At 34.7% G+C, this 25,773-nt stretch carries 20 protein-coding genes; 7 read left to right on the top strand and 13 right to left on the bottom strand.

Translation table 11 applies throughout. The features are described 5' to 3' along the window. Nucleotides 1–216 precede the first annotated feature (216 nt). Nucleotides 217–4,068: a M43 family zinc metalloprotease gene (locus FF52_RS23265; RefSeq protein WP_008469121.1), complete on the top strand. Its 3,852-nt coding sequence runs from the start codon at nt 217–219 to the stop codon at nt 4,066–4,068. A 489-nt stretch (nt 4,069–4,557) separates the two neighbouring features. On the opposite strand, the gene FF52_RS22155 is transcribed toward FF52_RS23265, so the two are convergent. Then, nucleotides 4,558–5,775: a M24 family metallopeptidase gene (locus tag FF52_RS22155; RefSeq protein ID WP_008469120.1), complete on the bottom strand. Its 1,218-nt coding sequence runs from the start codon at nt 5,773–5,775 to the stop codon at nt 4,558–4,560. A gap of 209 nt (nt 5,776–5,984) precedes the next feature. On the opposite strand from FF52_RS22155, the gene FF52_RS22150 reads away from it, so the two are divergent. From FF52_RS22150 to FF52_RS22130, 5 genes are all read left to right on the top strand, one after another. Next, entirely contained in the window at nt 5,985–7,265 is a 1,281-nt protein-coding gene (locus FF52_RS22150) for a S28 family serine protease (RefSeq protein WP_008469119.1), read from the top strand. Nucleotides 7,266–7,580: 315 nt separating this feature from the next. Continuing rightward, nucleotides 7,581–8,183 (top strand): murein L,D-transpeptidase catalytic domain-containing protein, encoded by a 603-nt coding sequence (locus tag FF52_RS22145; RefSeq protein WP_035692211.1) that lies wholly within the window; start codon nt 7,581–7,583, stop codon nt 8,181–8,183. A gap of 215 nt (nt 8,184–8,398) precedes the next feature. After that, the gene (locus tag FF52_RS22140) at nt 8,399–9,424 is read left to right on the top strand and encodes an NAD(P)-dependent alcohol dehydrogenase (protein ID WP_008469117.1); all 1,026 of its coding nucleotides are present in this window, start codon (nt 8,399–8,401) and stop codon (nt 9,422–9,424) included. Nucleotides 9,425–9,841: 417 nt separating this feature from the next. Further along, nucleotides 9,842–10,342, top strand: coding sequence for a hypothetical protein (locus FF52_RS22135; RefSeq protein ID WP_008469116.1), 501 nt, complete (start codon nt 9,842–9,844; stop codon nt 10,340–10,342). A gap of 114 nt (nt 10,343–10,456) precedes the next feature. Beyond that, nucleotides 10,457–12,238, top strand: a complete 1,782-nt coding sequence (locus FF52_RS22130) for a mechanosensitive ion channel family protein (RefSeq protein ID WP_035692208.1) — start codon at nt 10,457–10,459, stop codon at nt 12,236–12,238. Between the two features lie 53 nt (nt 12,239–12,291). Here the strand turns inward: FF52_RS22130 and FF52_RS22125 are convergent, their stop codons facing one another. The 10 genes from FF52_RS22125 to FF52_RS22080 form a co-directional block, all read right to left on the bottom strand. Further along, nucleotides 12,292–13,647: a hypothetical protein gene (locus FF52_RS22125; protein WP_008469112.1), complete on the bottom strand. Its 1,356-nt coding sequence runs from the start codon at nt 13,645–13,647 to the stop codon at nt 12,292–12,294. A gap of 80 nt (nt 13,648–13,727) precedes the next feature. Beyond that, entirely contained in the window at nt 13,728–14,801 is a 1,074-nt protein-coding gene (locus FF52_RS23995; RefSeq protein ID WP_008469111.1) for a response regulator transcription factor, read from the bottom strand. A 100-nt stretch (nt 14,802–14,901) separates the two neighbouring features. After that, on the bottom strand, nt 14,902–15,687 hold the full coding sequence (locus FF52_RS22115) for a polysaccharide deacetylase family protein (protein WP_008469110.1): 786 nt from the start codon (nt 15,685–15,687) through the stop codon (nt 14,902–14,904). A 99-nt stretch (nt 15,688–15,786) separates the two neighbouring features. Then, nucleotides 15,787–16,284, bottom strand: coding sequence for a 4'-phosphopantetheinyl transferase superfamily protein (locus FF52_RS22110; protein ID WP_008469109.1), 498 nt, complete (start codon nt 16,282–16,284; stop codon nt 15,787–15,789). Then, nucleotides 16,281–16,535, bottom strand: a complete 255-nt coding sequence (locus FF52_RS22105; RefSeq protein WP_008469108.1) for an acyl carrier protein — start codon at nt 16,533–16,535, stop codon at nt 16,281–16,283. Before FF52_RS22105 ends, FF52_RS22110 begins: the two co-directional genes overlap by 4 nt. A 1-nt stretch (nt 16,536) precedes the next feature. Beyond that, nucleotides 16,537–17,805 (bottom strand): beta-ketoacyl-[acyl-carrier-protein] synthase family protein, encoded by a 1,269-nt coding sequence (locus FF52_RS22100; RefSeq protein WP_008469107.1) that lies wholly within the window; start codon nt 17,803–17,805, stop codon nt 16,537–16,539. After that, nucleotides 17,802–18,239, bottom strand: a complete 438-nt coding sequence (locus FF52_RS22095) for a 3-hydroxyacyl-ACP dehydratase FabZ family protein (protein WP_008469106.1) — start codon at nt 18,237–18,239, stop codon at nt 17,802–17,804. The genes FF52_RS22100 and FF52_RS22095 overlap by 4 nt, the downstream gene beginning before the upstream one ends. An 11-nt stretch (nt 18,240–18,250) precedes the next feature. Beyond that, nucleotides 18,251–19,303 (bottom strand): type III polyketide synthase, encoded by a 1,053-nt coding sequence (locus tag FF52_RS22090; protein ID WP_008469105.1) that lies wholly within the window; start codon nt 19,301–19,303, stop codon nt 18,251–18,253. Next, nucleotides 19,300–20,013: a methyltransferase domain-containing protein gene (locus FF52_RS22085; protein WP_008469104.1), complete on the bottom strand. Its 714-nt coding sequence runs from the start codon at nt 20,011–20,013 to the stop codon at nt 19,300–19,302. Before FF52_RS22085 ends, FF52_RS22090 begins: the two co-directional genes overlap by 4 nt. Continuing rightward, on the bottom strand, nt 20,014–21,141 hold the full coding sequence (locus FF52_RS22080) for an NAD(P)/FAD-dependent oxidoreductase (protein ID WP_008469103.1): 1,128 nt from the start codon (nt 21,139–21,141) through the stop codon (nt 20,014–20,016). Between the two features lie 170 nt (nt 21,142–21,311). Between FF52_RS22080 and FF52_RS22075 the strand changes: the two genes are divergently transcribed. After that, the gene (locus FF52_RS22075) at nt 21,312–21,668 is read left to right on the top strand and encodes a hypothetical protein (protein WP_008469101.1); all 357 of its coding nucleotides are present in this window, start codon (nt 21,312–21,314) and stop codon (nt 21,666–21,668) included. A 180-nt stretch (nt 21,669–21,848) separates the two neighbouring features. On the opposite strand, the gene FF52_RS22070 is transcribed toward FF52_RS22075, so the two are convergent. Both FF52_RS22070 and FF52_RS22065 read right to left on the bottom strand, forming a co-directional pair. After that, a complete protein-coding gene (locus FF52_RS22070; RefSeq protein ID WP_008469099.1) occupies nt 21,849–23,360 on the bottom strand; it encodes a glycosyl hydrolase family 32 in 1,512 nt (503 codons plus the stop codon). A 192-nt stretch (nt 23,361–23,552) separates the two neighbouring features. Continuing rightward, nucleotides 23,553–25,733, bottom strand: a complete 2,181-nt coding sequence (locus FF52_RS22065; RefSeq protein ID WP_008469098.1) for an HAD-IIB family hydrolase — start codon at nt 25,731–25,733, stop codon at nt 23,553–23,555. Between the last annotated feature and the right edge of the window lie 40 nt (nt 25,734–25,773).

Here is a 25,773-nt window from a genome sequence, read left to right as displayed (position 1 = left end):
TTTTTTGTTTTTAACAGTATTTGCAAGGGTAGCCTGATGTTTTTTAATATGTTTTGTAAGGTTTGTTTTTAGTGTTTATTATGAATATTTTTTTATTATGTGTTTTTTTAAGGTTAAAAATATGATAATTATGTATTAATTCTGATTAAAATACTATCAGAAAGATAAAAGCTTGTGCGGTAATTTTGATTATTACTAATTAAAAAACCTAAACAAATGAAATTAAAATTACTAATCTGCTTACTGATTTTCAGCTCATTGAAAGTTAGTGCACAAGGTTTGCCTTGTAGAACAAGCGAAGAAAATGAAAAAGTGTATCGGAATAATCCACATGCACTTCAAGAGAAAAAGAACTTTGATGTTTTCAGTAAAAATTTTGCGGCCCAGCGCAAATCTTCAACAGCAAAAACAGCTGCAACTACTTACACAATTCCAGTAGTATTTCATATTTATGGTGATGTACAAAGCGGAAAAACAGTTACGTACGAAAAAATCGTAAATCACCTAGCTCAGCTTAATGATGATTTTAATGGACGTAATGCCGATTTTCAGACCGTTGAATCGTTTTTTCAGGCACGACGCGGAACATTGAATATCGAATTTAAACTCGCTAAAAAAGATCCGAATGGTGGCTGTACGACAGGAGTAGTTTTTCATCCAACAAAAAATGGTTACGGAAATGGAGGCGGATATGATGACCAAATCGCTGCCGATGCTTGGGATAATACCAAATACATGAATGTCTATATACAAAATGATTTGTACAATGATGGAGCGACAAATAACTCTGGTGTTGCTTGGTATCCAAGTTCAGACATGACAGCAAACAATACAGCTCGTGTTGTTTTTAACGGAGCTTATTTATACGATAACTCATATAGTAAAGAATTCTCTGCAACACTAACTCACGAATTTGGTCATTTCCTTAATCTGATTCATACTTTTGAAGGAGGATGTTCTGGAACAGATGAAGTTGCCGATACTCCAGCAGAAGACGGAAAACATACTTTAGGCTGTACTCCAGGAACAAATTGCAGTGGCGATAAAGTAAATTTCGAAAACTACATGGGGTACAATGGAGCGCAAGGCTGCTACAAAATGTATACTCAAGGTCAGATTGATAGAATGTTGGCTGCTTTAGAACACCCTGCGAGAAAATCACTTTGGCAAGCACAAAACTTAATTGATACTGGCGTAAATTCTACAGGAAGCACGCTCACCGCATCAGCCGTAGCTTTTAAAGAAGCGGTTATAAATGACGGTTCTTTTGACACTTCATCCATAATTAAACTAAACGGAACCAAAACTTTTGCTGTTTCTACGGGAACTTTGACAGCAGGAACTCATTTTACTCATACTTTTCCAGCAGGAATTACACCTGTGCTTACGGTAAACTCCAATAATCAAATTACGGTTACGTTAACAGGAAAAGCAACTAACCATGCTTTGAGCAATAATGCTTCAGGAGGCATTAGTTTTTTACCAGCCGCATTTACAGGAGGAACAGCTGATTTATCTTGTACTTCTTTATTCTTTAATTTTAAATTTTCAGATCCATACGGAATCTTTTTTGTAGACATGCCAGATGTGACGGTTTCGTCGGCATTGACATGGAAATATTTTGAAATTGCAAAAGGAGATGATCGTGCGTTTGGCGGCTGGCGTTATGCTGCGAATGCTTTAAAAATTGAAACTTATGCAAAGAGATTAGTTTGCGAAACAGGCACTAGAAATATTTCTCTATTGAACTCAAACACAGCCGTTGGCCCAACAAGCAATATGACCGCTCCAGGCGCATATCCAAATCAGTTAGATTTAAGAACAGCGAGTTATACCGCTTGGGACGGAAAAACAGGTTACGTAGGATTTGATTACTTAATGGATGGTCTTACTTGTTACGGATGGTTTAAGGTAAAAGTAAATGCGGATGGAGATGGTTATACAATTTTTGAATATGCTTATAATACAAAGCCAAATACTCCAATTTATACGGGAATGACTGATAAAACAGCTACAACTTTATCTCCGGATACATTGTATGAAGCTGAAGTAAATGATGGAAGCATAACATCAACTGCGACAATCGCTTTGAGTACTAATAATGGTACATTTACAAAAAGCAGCGGTACTTTTACAGCAGGAACTGATTATACGATTACAGGTGTGCCAGCGGGTTTAACTGCAATTTTAACTCTTGAAAGCAATAGTAAAACAGTACTTTCTTTTACAGGGAAAGCGACTGCGCACAATACAACAAATGATGCTGTTGTTACTCTTACGTTTAAAGACGCAGCAATTACAGGCGGTATAGCTACTTTGGATACTGCGACTAAAACAATCAATTTGAAATTTGACGCGCCTTATGGAGTGTTTTATGTGAACAATCCAGATTACACGGCCAATGCAGCATCTACTTGGCAATATTTTGATTTGGGTATTGGAGATAATACTGAGTATGGAGCTTGGCAATATGCCGCAGCGGCTTTAAAAATGGAGACCTACGGAAAAAGATTAGTTTCTGAAGCAGGAACAAGAAATATATCATTCTTGTCACAAGGTGCTTCTATTGGAGCTTCGAGTAATTTTGCAGCGCCAGGAGCATATCCAAATCAATTGGATTTGAGAACAGCTACCTATACAACTTGGGATAATAAAACAGGATATGTTGGTTTTGAATACACAAGTAGAGGACGTACTTGCTACGGATGGATGCACGTAAAAGTGGAAGCTGGTGGAGTAGGATATACCGTTTTGGATTTTGCTTATAACACCAAACCAAACGAACCTATTTTAGCAGGAGTACAAACTACCAATACAGTATTGGCGCCAACAAATTTAACGGCAACAGCCAATGCAGCAAATTTAGAAACCATTCTTAATTGGACTAACAATGCTACGAATGCTTCAAATGTAATTATTGAGAGAGCGGGAGCAGATGATGTTTATGCAGAAATTGCTACGTTAGCTAACACTGCATCAACTTATACCAATACAGGTTTAACAGCAGGAAACACTTATAAATATAGAGCGAGAGCAAAATCTGGAACTGATTATTCTGTTTATTCTAATGTGGTTTCTGTAACAATTCCGGTTGCTCCACCGTGCACTGCGCAAGGAACAAACGGTTATGAATACATAAGTTCTGTAGCAGTAGGAAGCTTTGTAAATGCATCTGGAAAAGAAACAAACGGTTATGCCGATTATACTTCGAAAGTGATTACGCTGAATCCGAATGCAAATACAAGCGTTACTTTAACTCCAGGTTTTACAGGTTCTGCTTACACTGAATATTGGGGAGTTTGGATTGATTACAATAAAAACAATCAGTTTGAAGCATCAGAAAAAGTAATTAATAATATTTCGTCAAATGGTGCGGTAACGGCAAGTTTTACGCCTCAATCATTTACAGGAACTACCAGAATGAGGGTGGTGATGAAATATAATGCTAATCCGTCTTCAACATGCGGAAATCTTGGGGATGGTGAAATCGAGGATTATACTGTTCAGGCAGGAACATCTGTTCCACCAAATCCAGCAACTTTGACAATTCCTGCTAATCTTGGAAACGCAGGCGTATATTCGTCAGGATTTTATGCTTCTTGGGCAACATCAACAGATGCTGCGTCTTATGAAGTGCAATTAAATACTTCATCAGGATGGACAGCGGCAGGAACTTCTACAACATATTATTTATGGATTCCAAAACAAGGAACTCAAACTGTATATGAATTTAGAGTAAGAGCAATAAATGGAACGGCTTTTAGCGAATGGAGCGCTTCTCATACAATCGATTTACAATCTGGAAGCACTGGTTTGCCAGGCATAAATACAAATACGGCGAAAGCATTTACAATGTATCCAAATCCAGCGTCAGACGTTGTGAACTTTACTTTTGATAACATTGATGTCAATAAAGTGAAAGTGTCAATTTACAATAGTACAGGTCATTTGGTAGATACAATTCATAATACAACTGTTTATTCTCTTAAATATTTAAATAAAGGAGTTTATATTGTTGTGGCTACTGATGGAAAGTTTGTAGAAAAGAAAAAATTATTGGTTGAGTAATAAGTTAATTTAGTTAAAATGAGAAGGGCTGTTTACGAAAATGGACAGCCCTACTTTTTTTACCCTTTATTAATGATTTAATATTTCGCCCCGCTGGGGCTTTTTTATATTTGGAAATTGTATTTTTTCTATAAATATTCTGCTTCTCCAAAGTATTTAAACTATTAGAAAAAACTTTTGAGGAGTAGATATTTTATAAAAATCAAGTTTAAATTTAAACAAAGTCAATGGGTTTCAGCCATTGGAACGCAAAGAGAATCATCAATCATTTGTTTTCTAAGAACGAAAAATAGAGTTATGTTTAAAAATAATTGCACAAGAAAAGAAAATTCAATTTACCAAAAATTAGAAAGCTTCGGAGAAGCAAAATATTTATAGAAATTGCAATTCTCAGAGATGAAAAAGCTCCGGAGGAGCGACATATAATTTATAAAGAAAAAAAGCTGTCTAAACAAACAGCTCTTTCTAAAATATTAAATCAAAATTATTTTAAACCTCTAATCCAAAAGGATTATCAATGCTCTGCATCGGTTCAGTAAACCATTTTGGACCTTCAGCTGTCATGTAAAAATGATCTTCATGACGAATACCAAATTGACCCGGCATACAGATCATAGGTTCATTACTAACCACCATTCCTTCTTTTAAAATGGTTTGATTGCCTCTTACTAAATAAGGATATTCATGAATATCTAAACCTGTACCATGACCTACACGATGTGGCAAACCTGGAATTTCATAATCACCGCTTAAACCCGCTTCTGCTAGGACTTTACGTGCAGCATCATCTACAGATCCGCATGTTGCTCCAATTTGCGCAGCATCAAAAGCTGCTTTTTGAGTTGCTTTTTCAAGATTCCAGATTTTTCTGTGCTCGTTATTTGGAGTTCCATATACATAAGTTCTGGTGATATCAGACAAATAACCTTCCAAGCGGCATCCAGTATCAATTAAGACGACATCATTATCGACTAGATTTTGGGGAGAAGTAACTCCATGAGGATATTGCGAATCTTCTCCAAAAAGAACAATGCAGAAATATGAACCTGACGGAATACCAGCTTTAATGTGTGCCTTATGTATAAAATCAACAACAGTGCTTACGGCAATTCCGGGATGCAAAATACGAGCCGCTGCTTTTTGCACGGTCATAGTTATATCTTTTGCTCTCTGAATGATAGCAATTTCATTTGCCGATTTATGCATTCTGCAACCCGCAGTTATAGGCTGAGCGTTTACAAAACTGAAATTTGTATTTGCTTTTGAGATGACATCAATTAGAAAAAAAGCAGCCCATTCATCTAAAGCGATATTGCCTTCAGTAATATTTTTGTTTTTTAGGATATTTCCAAACAATTCAGAAGGGCTTTCATGTTCTTCCCAGAAATTTAAATTTCCTTCGATTTTCATGAAAGTTTTAAAAGTTCCTTCTTCAAATTTCGGAACAATATATTCAACTGTTTCATCTTCAAAAATTAGAGCGCCAACCATACGCTCAGACGGATTCCATTTTGTTCCTGTAAAATAATACAGATTGGTTCCAGCATTTACATAAAGCGCTTTACAATTTTGTTCTTTCATTAAAGCAACCGCTTTTTTAATGCGCTGTTTGTACTCGGGAAGTGCGATTGGCACAACACCAAGCGTCATGTTTTGTATTTTTTCTAATTCAATATCTACAGTTGATCCGCCAACTCCAATTGCCATTTTTTATTTTTTTTAAAGTTATTATTTAATGCACCGTAATTCGTTAAACTGATATAAAAATTCAATTTTTCAATAAAAGTAAAGCATTATTTGGATTTTGTTCTATGTTAATGTAAACTAGATAAAATACTACATTTTAAGGGTAATATACTATCAGTTTTTGCTTTGTATTGCACTTACTTTTAAAATTTAAAAATAACAAGATTAAAATGAATCGAAAATCCTTTATTATTACGCTGTTCCTTCTTTGCTTGAACTATTTTGAGGTTTCTGCTCAGGAATCTTCAGTAAATCTACAGCAAAAACTAACCGAATTATTTCCAAAAGCCATTATAACGCGAATCGATAACTTAGAAAATTATACCGAATCGTACCAGCTTATTTTAGACGAACCTCTTGATCATAAACACCCAGAAAAAGGCACTTTCCAGCATTATATTTATCTGTCGCATTTAGGTTACGACAGACCGACTGTAATTGAGACTCATGGTTATAATACAGAAAATATTAAAAGCGAAGTGAGCAGTTTATTGCAGGCCAATCAGGTTGCTGTTGAATATCGTTTTTACGGAAAATCAAGACCAAATCCGATTCAATGGGAATATCTGACGAATGATCAAGCTATTGAAGATTATCATAACATTGTTACGAAACTGAAAAAAATATACACAGGAAAATGGATTTCAACGGGAATTAGCAAAGGAGGAGAAACGGCTTTAATTTATAAATCAATCTATCCAAACGATGTTGATGTGGCAATGCCTTATGTAGCGCCGCTAATTAATACCTGTGAAGATCCGAGGACTATAGAGCATACAAGAACGGTTGGAACGCCAGAGTGCAGAGCAAAAATAACAGCTTTTCAGAGAGCTGTCTTGCAAAATAGAGAAGCTGTCTTAGACGTTTTTAAAGGCTTTTCAGCTGAGAAAAAGATGCAATTTATGGAAGTTCCTTTCGCGGAAGCGTTGGAATATGCTGTTCTAGAATTTCCTTTTTCGTTTTGGCAATGGGGAGGAAAATGCGACGAAATTCCGCCAGTAAATGCCTCTGCAAAAGAGCTTTTTGATTATTTGAATAAAATTGTTGGAGTGGGAACTTATAATGATAAAATGTCATTTGTCTATCTGCCTTCTTATTATCAGCATTTGAGCGAATTAGGCTATTATGGTTTTGATCTTGAACCCGTTGCCGATTTGTTAACTATTGTCAAAAGCAGTTCTAATGCACGATTTGCACCAAAAGACGTTACAATAAAATATAATCCAAAGTATATTAAGAAAGTGCGCAAATATGTTGAAAACAAAGGCGATAAAATACTTTACATTTATGGAGGCTACGATACTTGGTTTTCGTGTTCTCCAACTCCGAAGCCTAATGTTGACGCTTTAAAAATGGTGCTTCCAGAAGGAAGTCATTCAACCAGAGTCAAAAATTTTCCTGAAAATGATCAAAAACTGATTATGGATACATTAAAAAAATGGCTCGATTAGAAGGCTCAAAAAAATTACTAATTGCGTTTTTGTTTCTAATAATTTCTGTCAAGTGGCTTTCCATAACAGATTTTTTTTAAGGCTTATTCGCAATAAATTTGAAGAAAGAAAGTTACATTGAGATAATATTAACACGTTTTAGCATGAAATGTGGTCTGTTAATCGAATTTTAACATATAATATTTTAGTTTTCAGATATTTATAATATCTTTAACTTATGATATGGGAATTGTATAAGATTTGTGTATAATTTTGCAACAGAAAAAATTATCAATGACCCCAAGTCATAACTATTAACTTAACATTTTGCCTGGTATGAGAGTATTTTTATTGGCACTGCTTTTTTCCTTAAGTTCGTTTACCTCATTAAGTATGTGGGACGAAGATGAAATTTTAGATGAAGTTGAATTTGCGAGACTCAATGAGCACGTAAATGAAATAAAGGCTTTTACAGCATCAAATCACAAGTATAACAATAAAATTGCTTTTCTTGTGGACATGAAAATTAAATCTGGGAGAAATCGCTTTTTTGTTTACGATCTTCAAAATAATCAAATTCTCGATCAAGGTTTAGTGGCACACGGAAAAGGTTCTGAAACTGGAATAAAAGGAGACATCTTACAATTTAGTAATGCTCCAGAATCTAACTGCACTTCACTTGGAAGATACTCTGTAGAAAAACCATATAAAGGTGTGTTCGGAAAAGCTTTTAGATTGGCGGGATTAGACGAAACGAATAATAATGCCATGAAACGTGCCATTGTATTGCATTCTTATAAAGAGGTCCCATCTGATGAAAAAGAGTATTATATCATTAACAGTCACGGTTGTCCAATGGTTAATCAAGAATTTTTAAATAGACTTTCAAAATATATAGAAAGTTCAAATTCTAAAATCTTATTGTCTGTTTATTATTAAATAGAATCAGCAAAATATAAATAAAAAGAGAGCCTAGGCTCTCTTTTTTATATCAACACATTAGATTTTACATTTTTTGCTTACCCCAAATTATTACCGCTTTCTATATAAAAGCTTGTTATTGGCTATAAATTAGGATAAACTTAACTTGTCTGATAAAACTTATAAAAGATACAAGTTGTAAATTAGTAGAATAGTAATTAAAAGTTTATTTTATGAAAGCAGTACGTTTTTTTGGACACAAAGATGTCCGCGTTGTTAATGATATTGAAAGACCTGTTCCTAAAGGTGATGAAGTTTTGTTAAAGATCGGCGGAGCTGGAGTCTGCCACTCCGATCTGCATATTATAGATGAAGGAACCGTTGTGGGAACCGTTTTTACGTTGGGACATGAAAATGCTGGATGGATCGAAGAAGTTGGGGAGAATGTTGAAGGTTATAAAAAAGGAGATGCAGTTTTAGTTTACGGTCCGTGGGGATGCGGACATTGCAAACCTTGCCAGCAGTCCAAAGAAAATTATTGTGATCATCAATCTGAACAAGCATATGGTGGCGGACTAGGACTGGACGGCGGTATGGCCGACTATATGCTCGTGCCATCTTCTAGACTTTTGGTGCCCATATTTGACTTAGATCCTGTTATTGCAGCGCCGTTAACAGACGCTGCCCTTACACCTTATTCTGCGATAAAACGTTCTCTTCCTAAATTAATGGCTGACGAATATGTGGTAGTAATTGGTGTTGGGGGATTAGGCCATGTTGCTTTACAGATATTACGAGAAATAAGCGGAGCCGAAATTATTGCTTGCGATGTAACAGAAGATAAATTGGCTTTTGCTAAACAATTGGGCGCAGCTTATGTAATTAATTCTAAAGATGCTGATGCGACAGAACAAATCCAGAAAATCACGGGAATCAAAAAAGCTAAAGTTGTTCTAGACTTCGTAGGAGCAACTTCTACCATAGATTTGGGAACAAAAGTGGTGAGTCTTGACGGAGATCTTACCATTGTTGGTCTTGGCGGAGGACATTATCAATACAGCATGAATGGTTTGCCTTTTGGCGTAAGCATGACTAATCCTTATTGGGGATCAAGGACAGAATTGATGGAAGTGGTGGGTCTGGCAAGACAAAAGAAAATTCATATCGAAATTGAAAAACATAAACTTGATGATGCCAACGAAGTTTACGAACGAATGAGACAAGGTAAAATAAAAGGCAGAGCTGTTTTAATACCTTAAATTTATACAGCAAAAAAATCCGTTCTGAGAAACGGATTTTTGTTTGTTAGAATAATAGTTTGCAGATTAAAAAATATCAATATATTTGCGCATCAGATCAAACAAATGAGAAACATCATTAACATCGCGGTTATTATTATCATTATTATCATTATTATCATTCGATAGTGGTGAAGGGATGTTATATAAATAAGTAAAAATACAATTTAGAAAAACCTCCCCTTAGCGGGAGGTTTTTTTGTTTACAGCAAGCATGAAAAATTCAATTCAGAATAGCATTATTATTTCAATTATCATTATTCGTATCACATGACGAGTCAGGATTCTATTGTCTATCAAAAAAAGCCTTTCTCAGTCAAAATGTGAAAGGCTTTTTTATTTCTCAGCAACTCATTCAAACACAAATAAAAATCAACAATGAAAAACGAATTTACTCTAACCATTTATTCAGAAGATCAAATCAGATTAATAAGCAAATTATCGAGTATGCTTTTAAGAAAACAAATTCAGATTTTGAGCCTTAATATGTCTATTTGCGAAATAGAAAATATGTATAGACATACCATCGTAATAAATGAAACGTTGGATCAAGTCATCAATTTAACTGCGCAAATAGAGAAAGTCATTGAAGTTTATAAATGTTATTATTCGTTGAATGAAGAGATTGTTTTTAAACAAACCGCATTATTTAAAATTCCTACGGCATTAGTTATGCAAGACCCAGAAACGGAAGTATTATTTAAAGAAAATGACCTTAAAATTTCAGAAATTCAAAAAGAGTATACTGTATTGCAAGCCACAGGAACAGATGACGAAATAGTATATTTGACTGAAAAATTAAAGCCGTTAGGATTAATTGAATTTGTGAAAAGCTCAAGAATTGCTCTTTCAAAATCGGATAAAGGTTTTTGCGTATAAATTAAAGAATAATGGAAGACCTATTGTTGTCGGTTTCTGTTTTTTCTAATGCAAAAGCTTTGTTTTTCTTCAATATTTCTTACTTTTAATAGTCATTACTAAAGCAGATAGAGTATGATTTCAAGTACAAAACGGTTATTGTTTTTTTTCTTATTGATTTTGGTTTTGATAAAGCCCTTCACAGCAGAAGCACAGCTTTTAGGAGGCGCAAAGACTACAACAGAAGAACCAGTTAAGATTCCGGATGATTCACTAGGAAGAAGGACACCCCAAGGAACTGTCAACGGATTCATTAAAGCGCTTGGCGATCAGAATTATCTGCGTGCCAGTCAATATCTTGTTCTAAGCAAGCGTTCTTATCGCAAAACAGCCGAAAGAATACAGATTGCAAAAACTTTCCAGCAGCTGCTGGATCAAGGAGGTAATTTCTCGCCGTCATCTATTCTAAGCAATAAAGAGTTAGGACGTTTAGACGATAATCTCACAACGGGTATAGATTTGGTTGGAAATATATCCACAGATAAAATAGACATACAGCTTTATTTAGAAAATCAGACAGATGATAGCGAGCCGGCATTATGGCTTTTTTCTGCAGAAACTGTAGAGGCAATTCGTGGGGCAGATGTGAGCGGTGAAAAAACTTTTTTAGATAGGGTTTTACCCAAATTTCTAAAAGACAGAAAATTAGGAAATGTTCCTATTGGACATTGGGGAGTTGTGGTAGTAATGGCTGTTGTAACATATCTGCTTTCTAGACTGCTCATTTTTGTGCTTATTTTTCTGATTCAAAAAATATGGAAAAAGGCAGATACTGAAAAAGGAATCGCAATTATAGATGCTTTTACATTGCCTGTTCAGATGTATTTGACAGTAATTTTATTCGTTGCATTTACCCAGCGAATGGGAATTTCAATAATTGTCCGCCAGCGATTTAGCATTATAATAATTACGATCGGAATTTTAGCTTTTTTAATCTTGCTTTGGAGAATGACCGATTTTGTAAGCATGTATACACGAAGCAGGATGAGCAATCGAGGGCGTGCTTCTGCAGTATCTGCGGTTTTATTTTTAAGCCGTACTATGAAAGCGGCGATTGTAGTAATCGGAATCATTGCCTTATTAGGAATTATCGGAGTTGATGTTACTGCCGGTCTTGCCGCACTGGGAATTGGGGGGATTGCATTGGCTTTAGGAGCGCAAAAAACAATAGAAAACTTTGTGGGAAGTGTAAGCCTTATTGCAGACCAGCCATTGCGAGTTGGCGATTACTGCCGAATTGATGATATAAAAGGAACCGTAGAAGCTATAGGCATGCGCTCTACAACATTGCGTACTGCAGCCCGTACTATTGTCACAATTCCTAATGGACAATTATCGGCTAGTAAAATAGAGAATTATGCACATCGCGATCGTTTTATTTTCAATCCGATTTTAGGTTTTAGAATGGAAACAAGTCCAGATCAGATGCGTTATCTGCTGGTGGAAATAAAATCTTTGCTTTATGCACATCCCGCTGTTTTAAATTCTCCTCCAATTGTTCGTTTTACTGGTATCACAGCAGATGCCTTAAAAGTAGAGATTACCGCTTATATTGAAGCTGTAAATTTTGAAACATCGCAAGAAGTCCAAGAAGATCTTTTACTGCGAATGATGGATATTATAGAAAAAAGCGGTACAGCTTTGGCTTATCCATCACAGACGCTTTATATGACCAGAGATACTCCTGTTTCTGATGAAAAAAGAAATGAGGTTACAGAAACAGTTAAAAAATGGAAAGAAAGTAATGAGTTACAGCTTCCGAAATTTGACCCAAAACGTGTGGAAGAATTAAAGGGAAGTATAAAATATCCTGACAAGGGCAGTTTTAATCCTGATGATGATAATACCTTATTATAAAAGAAACGAGCTTCAAATTTTTGAAGCTCGTTCTATTTTAAGAAAAATATAAATTAGCTTTTAGATTCTTTTACAATTTCCATATTTCCATCATCTTGTTTTACAATTTTCCAGTCTGGATTTAGTTCTATTTCATAAAATTCGCTTATAACTTTTTTTCCTTCAATTTTAGACGGGAGCGGAAAAACAAAATAAGTTTTTCCATCTTTATCATAACTTAAAATGCCAGCTTTTCCCAATTGATTATTACCGTCAACTGTTGCAAAACTTCCAAAGTTATTTCCTGATTTATCACGGCCTTTAATACTCGAATACACAATTCCTTTATCGTTTAAAGTCATCGTTCCATTCATGTTAAAAGTGCGTCCATAATGGTCAATATCAGCAAGTGCAACTTTAAGAGTCGGTTTGGTAATTAGTAAATCAGTATAATACGAAATTAGCTTTTTTTGTTCTTCTTCTCGGGCAATTTCCTGTTTATTTATTTCCGTAAAATTGTTTCTTAATTTGGCTAATTCTAATTGCTTTTTATTGATAGTTAATTTTGATTTTAAAATCATAACTTCATAAATATCAGTGAAATTATAAATATTATCTAAACCTTTTCTCCAGGATATGTTTAAGCAATCAAAAAGCAATCCATAAGCTAGACCCGTGGCATAAGGAAAAGGTCTCGTGTATGTTTTGGCATCTTCTCGTTGGTTAATTTCTTCAATGGCTTTTTCATATTTATTTTCATAAGAAGACAAAACAAAACCGGTGTAATTTGCTAAACCTTCCAAAGTTTCTATTTCCAATTCATCATTTAAATATTTTGAATATTGCTGTTGTCTTTCTTTTCTAAAAATTACAGCATCCTTCAAATAACTTTTAATCTCATCTGTTTTTCTTTTTTCGATAATTGTTTTTAAAGCATTTTTTAATGCCTGATATTCCAATCGCAATAAAATGCGGGCGTTAGTTTCGTCAAGATACTCAATCGGATTTCCGTTAAACTTTCTGGATTTCATTTGTAGTAAATGAAATAATTCATGGATAATTGTAGCACTTTTATCATCCAAATAATTATTGAGAACAGTTGCATATTCTTTCCCTTCATATTTCTGAGTGGTATTAACAAAAACAAGCGAATTATGTTCCATAGTTTTAGAAAATAAAATACCATTGTCGGTTTTGCTATTAGGTAGCTTTACCAAACTATAAATTGAATTGTCAAAGTCGATTACAATGATGCTGTCGTTCCAGATTCGTTTTCCCCAAAGCTTCCCATTCTCATTTTCTAAAAGTTCTTTTGCTTCCAAAAGGCAGGATTGAATATTTTGCCTGTTTTTAAGAGCTTTTTCTGATTCTTGGGCGGCAGAAAATTGAAAGATTGCAATGAAGATTAGTAATAAAAGATTTTTTTTCATTTCCGATTGATTTAAGATTTCGGAAACAAAATTAGATTGGACAATTTTGAAAATCAGTTATGCAGAGGTTGAATTTGGGACTAATCCCAAGGATGATTTTTCAGTTTAGCAGCCAATTCATGACGGTTTGCAACATCCAATTTAGCATAAAGATTTCGAATATGTGTTTTTACCGTACTCAGCGAAATAAAAAGTTCATCAGCGATTTCTTTGTTTGCTTTATCTTCTAAAATAAGCTTGGCAATTTTCTCTTCTTGATTGGTCAGAGTTAAATTTGAAACCCCAAATTGATTTTGTTTTGGCTTAAGCAATTTTAATCGTTTAAACTGTAAAGCTGAAATAACAGCCAAAACCAATACTAGAAAACCTAAAAAGTAATTCAGCGTTCGTTGAAAGGCATATTTTTGTTGTAAAATGACATTGGAAATTTTTGAAATTTCGTCTTGATATTGAAGATAGTATGATGCCTCACCATAATAGTTTTTCAGTGAGTTTGAAACAGTATCGTAAAACGCTTCATCTTTTTCAAAGTCGTTTTTAATGTTATAATCATTTCGTTTAATGTCCGAAAAAGCCAAAAGTTTGAGCAGAGGATGTTTTATGCTTTTCTCGGTATATGATTTTACTTTTTCTGCAAAATCATTTACGGCCTGTTGTTGCGCTTCCTTGTTTTTGATTTGAGCATTATTTTTCTCTAGCTGTGCTTCAAAAGATTTTAATTTTCCCCATTCTTTATCGGCTAAATTACTGTTTTGGGATCCGCTAAACCAATTGTTGCCAGATTTTGGAAAATGAATCGTATCTCTGTTTGAAAAAATAAAGTTATGATAATTACTTTTCTCATTATCGCTAACCAATTGCAGTCCTTTGATCGTATTGATATTGGAATGAATGCGGTACAATTTGTCTTTTTCGGATAAAAGCTGTCCTTTAAATTCAAAATAACCATCTTCATCTGTTTCTGTTGAAAAAAGAATCTGATTTTCGGTAATCATAGTTTCTTCATCATATTTCAGCAGACTCAAATAAACTGTTTTGTTTTTCTGTTCAGCATCAATATATCCCGAAATCTTATATTGTCCATAACAAGTCGGAACCGCAGAAAGCATAAGGATTATCAAAAATAAAACTCTGAATGTTTTTTCTTTTTGCATTTTAGATCAAGTAATTGAAAAGCTTATGAATGATTAAAAGTACAAAAAAAGATTAAAGGTTAAAGGACTGTTTTTTATTTGATAAGCACAAATATAAGCATTAAAGCTTCGGCGAAACCAAATTGTCTAAGTCTGAAAGTTTATAGAATTTAAGATCATTCAATTTCATGTATTTGCAGATAAATTCTAAAGTCTCGATTTTGACCTGATAATTTTCGGTTACTTCTTTAACGGGTTTATGACCGCATAGAAGAAGAATTTTATTGTTCTTTTTGGCGTAATCCAATAATTCAAGTACGTAAGGAATGCTAAAATGTATATGGCTATTGTCAATATCAAAAGCAAATACAATTTTTGAATTATTGAAGTAACTGTCCTGTTTCTCTGGAATTTCACCGCCAAACGCTCTTCCTCTAATAATTTTGAACAGAGGAGATAAAGCCTGATCTAACGAATCTGACCTTTCTCCGTATGGATAAGCAAAAGAAGTGACATTGAAACCTTTATTTTTCATGGAAATAATCATAGGATCGATTTCTTGTTTCATGTATTCCTTAATGCCAAACTGTTTTGTAAACTTAACAGCATTGTAATGATGATAACCATGACCGGCTATTTCATGGCCATATTTTTGCATTTCTAAAAGCGTTTTAATTTCAGGCGCTCCAATAGAATCTATTCGACAGACGTTAAAAGTAGCCTTCCAGGAATACTTTCGTAAAGCTTGGTCTGCTTCAGACCATTCGTCAACGTAAGCATCATCAAAAGATAAAATTACACCGGCTTTATATGCTGGTTTTGGCGCTAGATTCTGTTTTTTATTTTCACAAGAAAATAAGGATAAGAACAATAAAAATAATACAGTTTTAATAAAAAGTATTCTCATAGATTTTAGATGCTAGCGAATAAGATTTAGAATATAAGTTTACTCAAAATTAAAGTTTTTTCTTATAATTATTGCTTTTGTTCAAAATAAAAAAGGTTTTTATATTCTGATAGTTACCCATTTTTCAAACCTTCCGTGGTGACTTATTGAAATGTCCTGTACCGATTGAACAGTCTTTAAGTATGGAATGCCATTTTCATCTTTTATAATTTCTTTACTATCCACTTCAGCCACATTATTTATATTCTTGAAATTGTTTACAGCAATTGTGTGAATGCTTTCTAAAGAAAATATACTTTTGGTATAATACACATTTTCAAGACAGTAGACTTTTCCTAAAGCTTGACTAGAATTTAAAAAATCTAAAGAACAGCATAGCTTTTTTGGACTGAATTCTCGTATTTTAGTCTGCCGATTATAAATTTTATAGGCAGCCTCTTTCATGCTCCATAAAAGCCAAACCATAGTTTCAGGCTTATCATAATCTTTTATATACTGCTGTTCTTCGGCTATAAAAAGCTTTTCTATAAAACCTTTTCTTTGCCAATTGCTTTCTATACGCGACTGTGCAAGATCTATAACATCATTGCCAATCATTTTTCGGCAAGTTTGGTTTCAATGATCTCAACTGCAGTTTTTACGTCGAGCATGCGTTCCATATCGGCATTATCGATCACGACATCAAAATTTTCTTCAATGTCCAGTACAATATCAACTAGATTGGCCGAATTTATATTCAGATCTTTAATAAAATCCGTTTCTTCAGTCAAATTTTCAAAAGCTTCTTTGTTAGTTGCAAAAGGCTTGATAATTACTTTTAATTCCTTGATAAGTTCTGTTCTGTCCATGTTAGTTTTCAAATTTTTTAAATAATATACATGCATTTACGTCGCCAAAACCAAAACTGGCTTTTGCAATTATTTTTGGGTTGATTTTAATAGTTTCTAAAAGCACTTTTGATGGATCAATCAATGCTGCAATTTCTGGATGAAGGTCGGAACAATTTTTATTTCCAAATAAAAATCCTTCATGAAGTTGTAATACAGTGGCAATGCTTTCAATACTTCCAGAAGCACTTAAGCAATGGCCTGTTAAGCTTTTTAGAGAATTAATGTACGGAAAATCAGCGCCATTTCTCCCTAATGCTTTTGTCCAGTTTTCAATTTCAAGACTGTCTTTTGTTGTGGCTGTCAAATGCCCGTTGATAGCATCAATTTCATTCGGATTTATTCCTGCGTTTTCAATAGCGGTTTTAATGCATCTTTGCACCGCCGTGCTGTTGGGAGCAGTCATGGTTCCGCCGTCTCTTTGTCCACCAGAATTTATATTTCCGCCCAATATCTCGGCAAAAATTGTTGCTCCACGTTCTAAAGCAGTTTCCAAATCTTCAATAACAAAAGCGCCAGCACCGCTTCCAGGAACAAATCCTGTTGCCGTAGCGCTCATTGGTCGTGAGCCTTCCTCGGGTTTGTCATTAAATTTGGATGAGCAAACACGAAGTGCATCAAAACCGCCCCAGATATAAGGACCACTATCAGATGTGCTGCCAGCCAAAATTCGTTTTGCCTGTCCAGATTGTATTCGGTCGTAAGCCATTAAAATTGCCTCAGCTCCAGTTGTGCAAGCCGAAGAATTGGTTGTAACCTGATTTCCTAATCCGATTTTACCGCCAAGATAGGCGCTCACACCGCTGTTCATAGTTTGTGCAACAACAGTGCTTCCTAATCTCCGTACTTGCAGTTCATCAATTTTATAAATGCTTTCGCGGAATTTATCTATTCCTGACGTTCCTGAGCCAAAAATAGCTCCGCTGTCCCAATCAGGATTTTCATTGAAAGGTAATCCTGCGTTGTTCCAAGCTTCTAAACCTGCTATAACACCATACAAAATGCCAGTGCTGTTAAATCCGCGAAGTTCAAGTTCTGTAAAATATTGTGATTTCAACTCTTCAGATATTTGAGGCTGACCTGCAATCTGACAAGAAAATTGCAATTCTTCTAGCTGAGCATCATGCCGAATACCAGAAATGCCGTTTTGTAGTGCATGAGTAAATGTAGGAATTCCAACACCATTTGGCGCAGCAACTCCGAGACCTGTTATTACCACTCTCTTTTTCATAATCTCTTTGTTATCATTCCCGCCAAAACGCCTCGGCAAACTTCTTGTCCAGCTTCATTTTTCATTACGGCATTACATTTTAATTTCCCAAAACGGAAAAATAATTTCTCAGAAGTTACCGTTACTTTTTCATTAGGATAAACGGGTTTTAAAAATTCCATATCGGCAGAAGTAAAAGCGATTACGGTGTTTTCTCCCAAATCATTTCCTAAGAGATATATTCCCAAGCAAACCATTCCGATCTGAGCCATAGTTTCGGTCAGAATAACGCCTGGAGTAACGGGATTACCTTTAAAATGCCCTTTGTAAAAGTCAAGATTCTCTCGAAATGTATAAGTTCCTGTCACACCATTTTCGTCAGCATGAAGCAATTCATCCACAAATAAAAAAGGTTCGCTGTACGGAAGCTGTGCGATAATATCATCTAATTTCATAAGCTTTCAAATTACCATTGCAATAAAACTCTTTGTGCCGAAAATCCTGGGCCAAAACTTAGCATTAAACCTTTTTCTCCTTTTTTTGGATTTCGATTCATAATATTTTCCAGAACGTACAAAACGGTAGCGCTCGACATATTGCCATAATATCTCAGGATTTCTTTTGTATCATCAATATTTTTCTCCAATCCAGCAAAAAGCGATTCAACAGTTGTCACGATTTTTTTTCCGCCGGGATGAAAAATCATGTGATCAATATCTTTAATTTCAAGATTATTCTGCTTTAAAAAAGGATGAATAATATCTCCAAAATGAGAAGCAATTGTGTCTGGAACTTCTATATCCAGAACCATCTGCAATCCGCCATTGGTTAGTTTGAAGCCCATCATATGTTCGGCATCATAAAAATGATACATCTGTTCGTCAAGAATTTCGGGGCCAGAATCTTCTTCTTTTGATGATAATAAACAACAAGCAGCGCCATCTCCAAAAATGGCAGCGCTTACAATATTTGGCATCGAGAAATCATCGAGCTGAAAAGTGGCTGTTGGTGATTCTACAGCAATTACAGCAGCACGTTTGCCCGGATTTGATTTCAGGAAATTCTTCGCATAAATAATTCCCGATATTCCAGCAGCACAGCCCATTTCTGTTACAGGAAGACGAACAATATCTTGTCGTAATTTCATTTTATTAATCAGATAAGCGTCAAGCGAAGGAATCATAATTCCGGTACAGCTTACCGTAATAATGTAATCTAGACTTTGCGGATCCCAGCCTGTTTTTTCTAATGCTTTTTCTAGAACCTGATGTCCTAAAATGATCATTTCACGGCTATAAATATCATTTTTTTCTTCAAATGAAGTGGCAGTAAAAACCTCCGAAGGTTCCATGATAGAATAACGTTTATCTACAGAAGCACCTTCAAATATCTTTTTTACCTTTTTGATAAAACGTTCTTCCTGACCTTCAAGCCACACATCGACAAGCGGAAGGATTTCTTCTGTTGTTCTGGAATATTGCGGAAGCTGTTTAACTGCTGTGATTATTTTGACACTCATATTTTTGTAATTATCCACTGGTAGCGAAAAGCCCATTTCCAGTTTATGGAATAGTTTTTTAAATTTAATTTTTTGGATAAATGCTCTAATTCTTTCTTTTTAAATCCTTTAAGAATAGAAATTAGTCCATCATTGCGAGACATGTCATTGAGATTGAAAACAAAACCAATCAATTCAAATAATCGGTAAGCCAATTTACTTCTGTGCAGATCATTTACTACAATGCCGATTGAAGCATTTTTGTTTAAAACATCCATTACTTCTTCAATCTGATTTGTTGAAAAATGGTGCAGAGTAAGCGTACACAAAACAATGTCATATTTTAAAAGGCCAAATTCTTCGCTAAAAATATCCATACAGATATATTCAATGTTTGGAAAATCTTTAGACAATGTTTCGGCATAACTAATTGTAAATGCATTGGCATCGATACCAATTAACTTAAAGTTGAGATTACGCTTTTTTCCATATTTCGCGAGCATTCTCAACATATCGCCATTTCCGCATCCTATATCTGCGATTACTATCGGTTTTGAAATATCAGTCTTTTTTAAAAGTCTTTTTATGCCGTGAAGCGTTAATTTATTGCCTCCAAGCAATTGATTGATAGAAGCAATCTGATCTAAAGCGCCGATCAATTCTTCGCCTTCAATCGAAAAATCGTCCATGATTTCAATTTCTTCGGTTCTATATTTGGTGTTTACACTCATTTATTCAATTGTTATGGGGCGGCCGTGTGTTTGTTTTATAATGACTGAAAGTAACGACGGAATCGACGCTGCAATGGTTGTCATTACATGCGTGAAATTTTTGTGTGTCAATGCTTTGGCTAATAGCCGTCCAAAAAGTAATCTTTTACTGAAATGCTTTTTCCATTCTTGAATATATTTTTTTTCCAATTCGCTTCTTGATTCTATTTTCCCATAATAAAAATCCAATACCAATTCAGAAGCTATTTTTGCGCTGTGAATCGCCATTGCCATACCGTTGCCGCACATGGGGTGAATTAATCCTGCGGTATCGCCAATCATCAGAATATGATTTTCTACAGGTTCTTTTTTGTCAAATGAAATCTGGCTTATCGTTATGGGTTTTTCAAATAGGGAAGTGCTGTTTTCAAAAACAGCTTTGAGTTTCTTGTTTTTATAAAGTACAGATTTCTGATACTCTTCAATATTTTTATACTTTTTAAAAGTTTCAAAATCGGCTAGATAACAAATGTTTATTATGTCGTTTTCAACTTTTGAAACACCGCAATAACCACCTTGAAAATTGTATAAAGCGACCAGTTTTTCATCAAAATTTCCAGAATAATGCCCTTTTACAGCCAGCCACGGCGATTTCTTAGAAATGAAATCTCTAGATAAAACCTGATCAATATTGGATCTTTTGCCGTAAGCGCCCAAAACTATTTTCGCTAAAAACATTTCTTCAGAAGTGGTTACGGTAAAAATGTCGTTTTCAAAAGAAATATTCGTAACTGTATCTGTTATAACACTACAGCTATTTTCTACAGCTTTTCGAAATAGAAAATGATCCAACTCATAACGGCTGATTCCAAAACCGCCCAACGGAAGTTTTGTTTTTGCAGTTTTACTGTTTTGAGCTGTAAATTCAAAATTTGAAATGCTTGTGGGATGGAGTTTTGAAACATCAACACCAAGCCATAGTAAATAAGGTAGAATTTCATTTGAAATGTATTCTCCGCAGACTTTATGTTTTGGGTATGTATTTTTTTCGATAAGAACAACCTTCAATCCTTTTTTGGACAAGTGTAAAGCGCCTGCAAGACCAGCAAGACCGCCACCAATAATAAGTACATCGGGATTTGTTCTCATACTACCAAGTTAGTCATAAATCTTACACGAACTTTACTTAATTTGATAAGAAGTTAACAAAATTTCAACTTTTATCTTAAAAAGTTAAATTGACTTTTGGTTAGAAAAATAGAATAAAAATTCATTTAAAAGATAATTTTTACTTTTGCAGAAAATAGTAGTATTTATAAATGACAATACAAGATTTAGTAGGAACTTTTTCGGTTTCGGGAAGCAATCAGGATGAGAGCAATGAGATAACATACAAAGGTGTTTTGACTCTAACTTTAGATAAAAATAACCGAGTAAAAGCAGATTGGCTTATCAATTCGCATCAGCAAAAAGGAACAGGCTTTTTTAAAGACAATATTTTAGTGATTAATTTCAATTATAAAGACGACGACAATAAAACGTACAAAGGTGTTGTTGTTTATAAATGTATTACAAAAGATGTTCTAGACGGATTTTGGTCGGAGAAACATGGAAATCCGCTCTATCTTGGGAGTGAACATTGCTTAAGAATGGAAACTACAGAAAGATTAAATTAGGTTAGAGATATTTAATTTTAACACATAGAAACATAGATTTTTAAATTATTAATAAAGAAAGTAAAAGAGAAACTCGTTTCTCCACACATAGTTGCTATGTGAATTGAAATAAGTGAAACGCCTTATATAGCATAAGAAATTCTATATTTCTATGTGTTTAATTTTAATTGAAGTGATTATTTAAATTAAAGAATTAGGCTGTAGTTCATTATCATATTTTTCAGGATCTGAAGCGGCATACTCATTTTCAGGTTCTGGAATAACGTGAATTTTAGAATCACTTATAGAAATTACTGCCGAACAGACGTAGATTCCCACTTTTCCTTCGCTGTATTTAAAATCTAGTAAAGTGAGTTTTACAATGTCATTAATTGAGAGCTCGTAATAGTTTCCATAACGGATAATCTTAAAAGAGATCTGTTTTTCTTCGCTTATCTCAAATTGGTTCGTTTGAATGTTTTCAAAAATAAAATTATTCTTAACATCTTTTTCATTAAATCCCCATGCTCTAAACTGCACAAAACCGTTCATAAAATCAATCGAAATATAATATCCCGTTCCTTCTTTGTCACATTCGATCACAAAGCCTGTTTTTCCCATTCCTTCAACAGACAATGTTCCTTCCCAGACAAAATCGTTTGATGGTTTTTCGAAGCCATATATTTCATAACCGCTTCGGCATCCAAAACGCCATTTGCTTTCATTTTCTAAAACAAAATCGGCTGTTGGATTTCCTAAAATAGGTAAGGGAAGAGGAAGATCTTTTTGAAGTATGGTTTTCTGATAGAGTTTTTGCCAGTAATAATAAGTTTTTAATAGAAGTCGTCCGCTTTTGTCAACATCGAGTTCTTTAGGAGGCGGCATTACACGATGCGTATTGACATTTCCGTCTGCGAAATAGAAATTATAAACCAGAAAGTGCTTGCCTTCTTTAACAACTCTTGCCGCATAATTTCCTTGAGGCATTAAAACGTTGTTATGAAAAGCAGAATATTCGCCTCTAAATTCAGGTGCCGACCAATAACGGACTTTAATATCTTCTCTAATGGATCCTAAAAGATAATGCGTTCCTTTAATTTCAAAAACGCAAGGGCATTCGACATCATCGTATACATATGGAATATGGAGTGGTTTCTGTAGCACAAAACCTTCTTTCTCTCTTTTGGCAACACCAATACAGCCTCTGCGGTATGTTGGTCCAGAGGCGCTTCGGGCGCAGATTAGCAAATAATCGTCACCTTTGTACTGGTATTTAAATGGATCGCGAAAACTAATCCATTGTCGCGGATTGTTGTTTGGACCTTCATAATGTGGAGCTTCACTTTTAAAAGGAAGTCCGTATAGATTCTCTTTTTTCCAAGTAATTAAATCGGTAGAGATAGCTCTTCCTACTTTTTGCTCAATTCCTTTGTCCTGACGTTTTAAACCAGTGTAATACATTTCATAACCCTCGCCATCCGATTTTTTGCTTACATGCATCGTCCATAACATATCATCGTCCCATTCTCCTGGATCGCCAACAAATAAGGCGTTTTTTACTCGTTTCCACGAAAGACCATCTTTTGAAACTGCATGTGCAATATAATCGTGATTGGGAATAATTAAATGAAATAAATGATGAACTCCTTTTTCATCTATAAATACATCAACATCTCCAATTTCCCAATTGCTAAATCCTGAACCTGAATACATTTTATTACTTATTTAATGATTGTATTTTTTTTTTAGCCACTAATTGCACCAATTTTCTCGAATTTTAAATCTCATGAACTTTGTCAAAGTTTTAAACTTTGACAAAGTTGTCGCTGAACTATTTTTAAATTCGCGCTAATTCGTGTAATTGCTTCGCCTGTTCGCTATCGCTCGGGTCGTGGCTTATTCCTTTTATTTAATGATTTTATAATATTTTAAGCCTTCTAAAATCCCTTCTGAAGCTGAAGTTTTGGCTACGTAAATGCTTTTTGTGGTTTCGTAAGCCATGAGTTCTGCGCTTCGGTTTCCAACAATGATTCCTTTTACTGGACCTCTAAACATGTCGACATCGTTTCCAGAATCTCCTGCAGCAATTACATTTCCTAGCGGAATAGACCACTTTCGGCATAAAAACTTTATCGCATTTCCTTTGGAAGCTCTTTTCGGAATAAAATCTAAAAACTGACCGTGACTCGGAATAATATTGACTTTGTACCATCCTGTTCCTAAAACAGTGATTAACTCGTCATGATTGTATTGTTTCTTATCATAATAATATGAGATTTTATACGGATTCTGGGCTTCTTCTTCCTGCAGTTTGATCCATTTAATGGCTTTGAGTTTATTTAAAATTTCTTCTCTTTTCCACCTTCCAGCTAGGAATTTTGCCCAACCTTTATCCAAAATATAATCTTTTCCGTTGGTGTAATAGATTTCGGTTCCGACCGAACAGATTATGAAGTCGGGGAGAGGAAATTCCTCTTCGTCAATTACTTTTTTTACTAAAGCTAAGTTTCGTCCAGAAGCCATTGCAAAAGCCATTTTATCGGTACGATTCATCAAATGTGTTTTGAGTTCTTTCAAACCTGGATTGGCCAATTTCGGTTCAATCAATGTTCCGTCAATGTCAGAAACCAACAAATGATCGATTTTTCTTTTTAATCGGCTAATGTTGATATTAGGATAATGTTGCTTTTTGATTCCAGCTCCCGATGAAAGAGAAAGGTTTTCTTTAACCAATTCGACATAATGATTAACATGGCTAATCCAACTGTAATATTTCTGAATATTGATGGCTCCATTATTCGAATAATATTTCCACTGATTTTCATCGGTTAAAATATTTAAAAGGGCTTTTTTAATCTGGCTTTCTTCCTGAGGATTGACTAATTCTCCATTTTGGCAAACTGGAATAATTTCTGAAGGTCCGCCGTTTTTGGTCACCACAACAGGAAGTCCAGAACTAGCGGATTCTATAACGGTCAAGCCAAAATTTTCATGCAAAGCTAAATTGACAAAAACACCTCTTTTTTCGGCAGCATAGCGATAGATAATCGAAACTTCATTTTCAACGTCATGTTTTTTCGGAATAGCCATTTTTCCGTACAAATCGTATTTATCCATTAAAAGAAGCAAATCGGTTAGAACATTTTTTTCAGATTCAGGCATTTTGGCTATATCTTTTCGTATACCAGCAAAAATGACAAGATTGGCAATGCTTTGTAGCTCTTTATCTTTTCCGTAAACTTCAATTAAAGTGTTCAAGTTTTTATGGCGGTCAGGCCTAGAAAGTGCCAGAATAATAGGCTTGTGCGGATTGGTAAGAAATTTAGAAATGGATTCGGCAACCCAGTATTTTCGCTGTGCTTCTTCCATATGTTTATCAGAATCGTTTTCTTGATAATAATAAGGAACAAATTTTCGGGTATCGATTCCTGGAGAAATAGCATGGTATTTTCCTAGTTCAAAATTTTTGTAGGCTTTGTAGGTTTCAATTTCCTGTTCGGTAGAAGTAACGATGAATTCTGCAAGTTCTAAGGTTCTCTCTTCAGCCGCAATTCGGGCTTTAAACTTAAATTTTTTCTCTAGCTCTTCTTCTGTTTCACCACTTTCAACTAGTTTTTTCTTTTTGTAGAATCCTAAAGAATGTCCCGTATGGGCAAAAGGAATATTTAAAACGGCTGATAATTCGGCTGCCGCATAACCGGCATCTGCATAATGCGAGTGAATCCAATCTGGGAAAATATTGTGCTGTTTGATATGCTGCATCGCGCCATTTACAAAAAAATCAAGACCCTCCCAAAGCTGTTCTTTGGGTTTGTACTTTTTTCCCAGAAACGGAATTCTTCTAATGTCTAATTTATCATTGATAATTTCGACAGGCACTGCGTATTCAGGCGATAGGGCAGGATCATCTATTAATCTGGTAAAAAGATGAACGTATTCTACATCTTCATGCTGCGATAAAAATTCGGCTAATTCGTATATGTATTTGGTCTGGCCTCCGTTGTCTGCATCTCGTCCAATCTCTAGACCAGAACCTTTCAAGAGTCCGTGAATATTGATAAGTGAAATTCGTAATTTTTTCATCATTCTTCCTTAAATTATTTGAAAACACAATTTACTGCTCCCA

The sequence above is a fragment of the Flavobacterium sp. F52 genome, from assembly GCF_000278705.1.
In the GTDB taxonomy this organism is placed as follows: Bacteria; Bacteroidota; Bacteroidia; order Flavobacteriales; family Flavobacteriaceae; genus Flavobacterium; species Flavobacterium anhuiense.
The sequence above is the reverse complement of the archived record's forward strand: the minus strand, read 5'-3'. Positions and strand labels throughout refer to the sequence as shown.

Excerpts from the sequence above, each read along its gene's own strand:
- FF52_RS22085 (WP_008469104.1), bottom strand. The coding sequence starts at position 20,013 with ATGAGTGTAAACACCAAATATAGAACCGAAGAAATTGAAATCATGGAC.
- FF52_RS22155 (WP_008469120.1), bottom strand. The coding sequence starts at position 5,775 with ATGGCAATTGGAGTTGGCGGATCAACTGTAGATATTGAATTAGAAAAA.
- FF52_RS22150 (WP_008469119.1), top strand. The coding sequence starts at position 5,985 with ATGAATCGAAAATCCTTTATTATTACGCTGTTCCTTCTTTGCTTGAAC.
- FF52_RS22125 (WP_008469112.1), bottom strand. The coding sequence starts at position 13,647 with ATGAAAAAAAATCTTTTATTACTAATCTTCATTGCAATCTTTCAATTT.
- FF52_RS22115 (WP_008469110.1), bottom strand. The coding sequence starts at position 15,687 with ATGAGAATACTTTTTATTAAAACTGTATTATTTTTATTGTTCTTATCC.
- FF52_RS22080 (WP_008469103.1), bottom strand. The coding sequence starts at position 21,141 with ATGAGAACAAATCCCGATGTACTTATTATTGGTGGCGGTCTTGCTGGT.
- FF52_RS22145 (WP_035692211.1), top strand. The coding sequence starts at position 7,581 with ATGAGAGTATTTTTATTGGCACTGCTTTTTTCCTTAAGTTCGTTTACC.
- FF52_RS22105 (WP_008469108.1), bottom strand. The coding sequence starts at position 16,535 with ATGGACAGAACAGAACTTATCAAGGAATTAAAAGTAATTATCAAGCCT.
- FF52_RS22095 (WP_008469106.1), bottom strand. The coding sequence starts at position 18,239 with ATGAAATTAGATGATATTATCGCACAGCTTCCGTACAGCGAACCTTTT.
- FF52_RS22065 (WP_008469098.1), bottom strand. The coding sequence starts at position 25,733 with ATGATGAAAAAATTACGAATTTCACTTATCAATATTCACGGACTCTTG.
- FF52_RS22140 (WP_008469117.1), top strand. The coding sequence starts at position 8,399 with ATGAAAGCAGTACGTTTTTTTGGACACAAAGATGTCCGCGTTGTTAAT.
- FF52_RS22070 (WP_008469099.1), bottom strand. The coding sequence starts at position 23,360 with ATGTATTCAGGTTCAGGATTTAGCAATTGGGAAATTGGAGATGTTGAT.
- FF52_RS22110 (WP_008469109.1), bottom strand. The coding sequence starts at position 16,284 with ATGATTGGCAATGATGTTATAGATCTTGCACAGTCGCGTATAGAAAGC.
- FF52_RS22075 (WP_008469101.1), top strand. The coding sequence starts at position 21,312 with ATGACAATACAAGATTTAGTAGGAACTTTTTCGGTTTCGGGAAGCAAT.
- FF52_RS23265 (WP_008469121.1), top strand. The coding sequence starts at position 217 with ATGAAATTAAAATTACTAATCTGCTTACTGATTTTCAGCTCATTGAAA.
- FF52_RS22100 (WP_008469107.1), bottom strand. The coding sequence starts at position 17,805 with ATGAAAAAGAGAGTGGTAATAACAGGTCTCGGAGTTGCTGCGCCAAAT.
- FF52_RS23995 (WP_008469111.1), bottom strand. The coding sequence starts at position 14,801 with ATGCAAAAAGAAAAAACATTCAGAGTTTTATTTTTGATAATCCTTATG.
- FF52_RS22135 (WP_008469116.1), top strand. The coding sequence starts at position 9,842 with ATGAAAAACGAATTTACTCTAACCATTTATTCAGAAGATCAAATCAGA.
- FF52_RS22090 (WP_008469105.1), bottom strand. The coding sequence starts at position 19,303 with ATGAGTGTCAAAATAATCACAGCAGTTAAACAGCTTCCGCAATATTCC.
- FF52_RS22130 (WP_035692208.1), top strand. The coding sequence starts at position 10,457 with ATGATTTCAAGTACAAAACGGTTATTGTTTTTTTTCTTATTGATTTTG.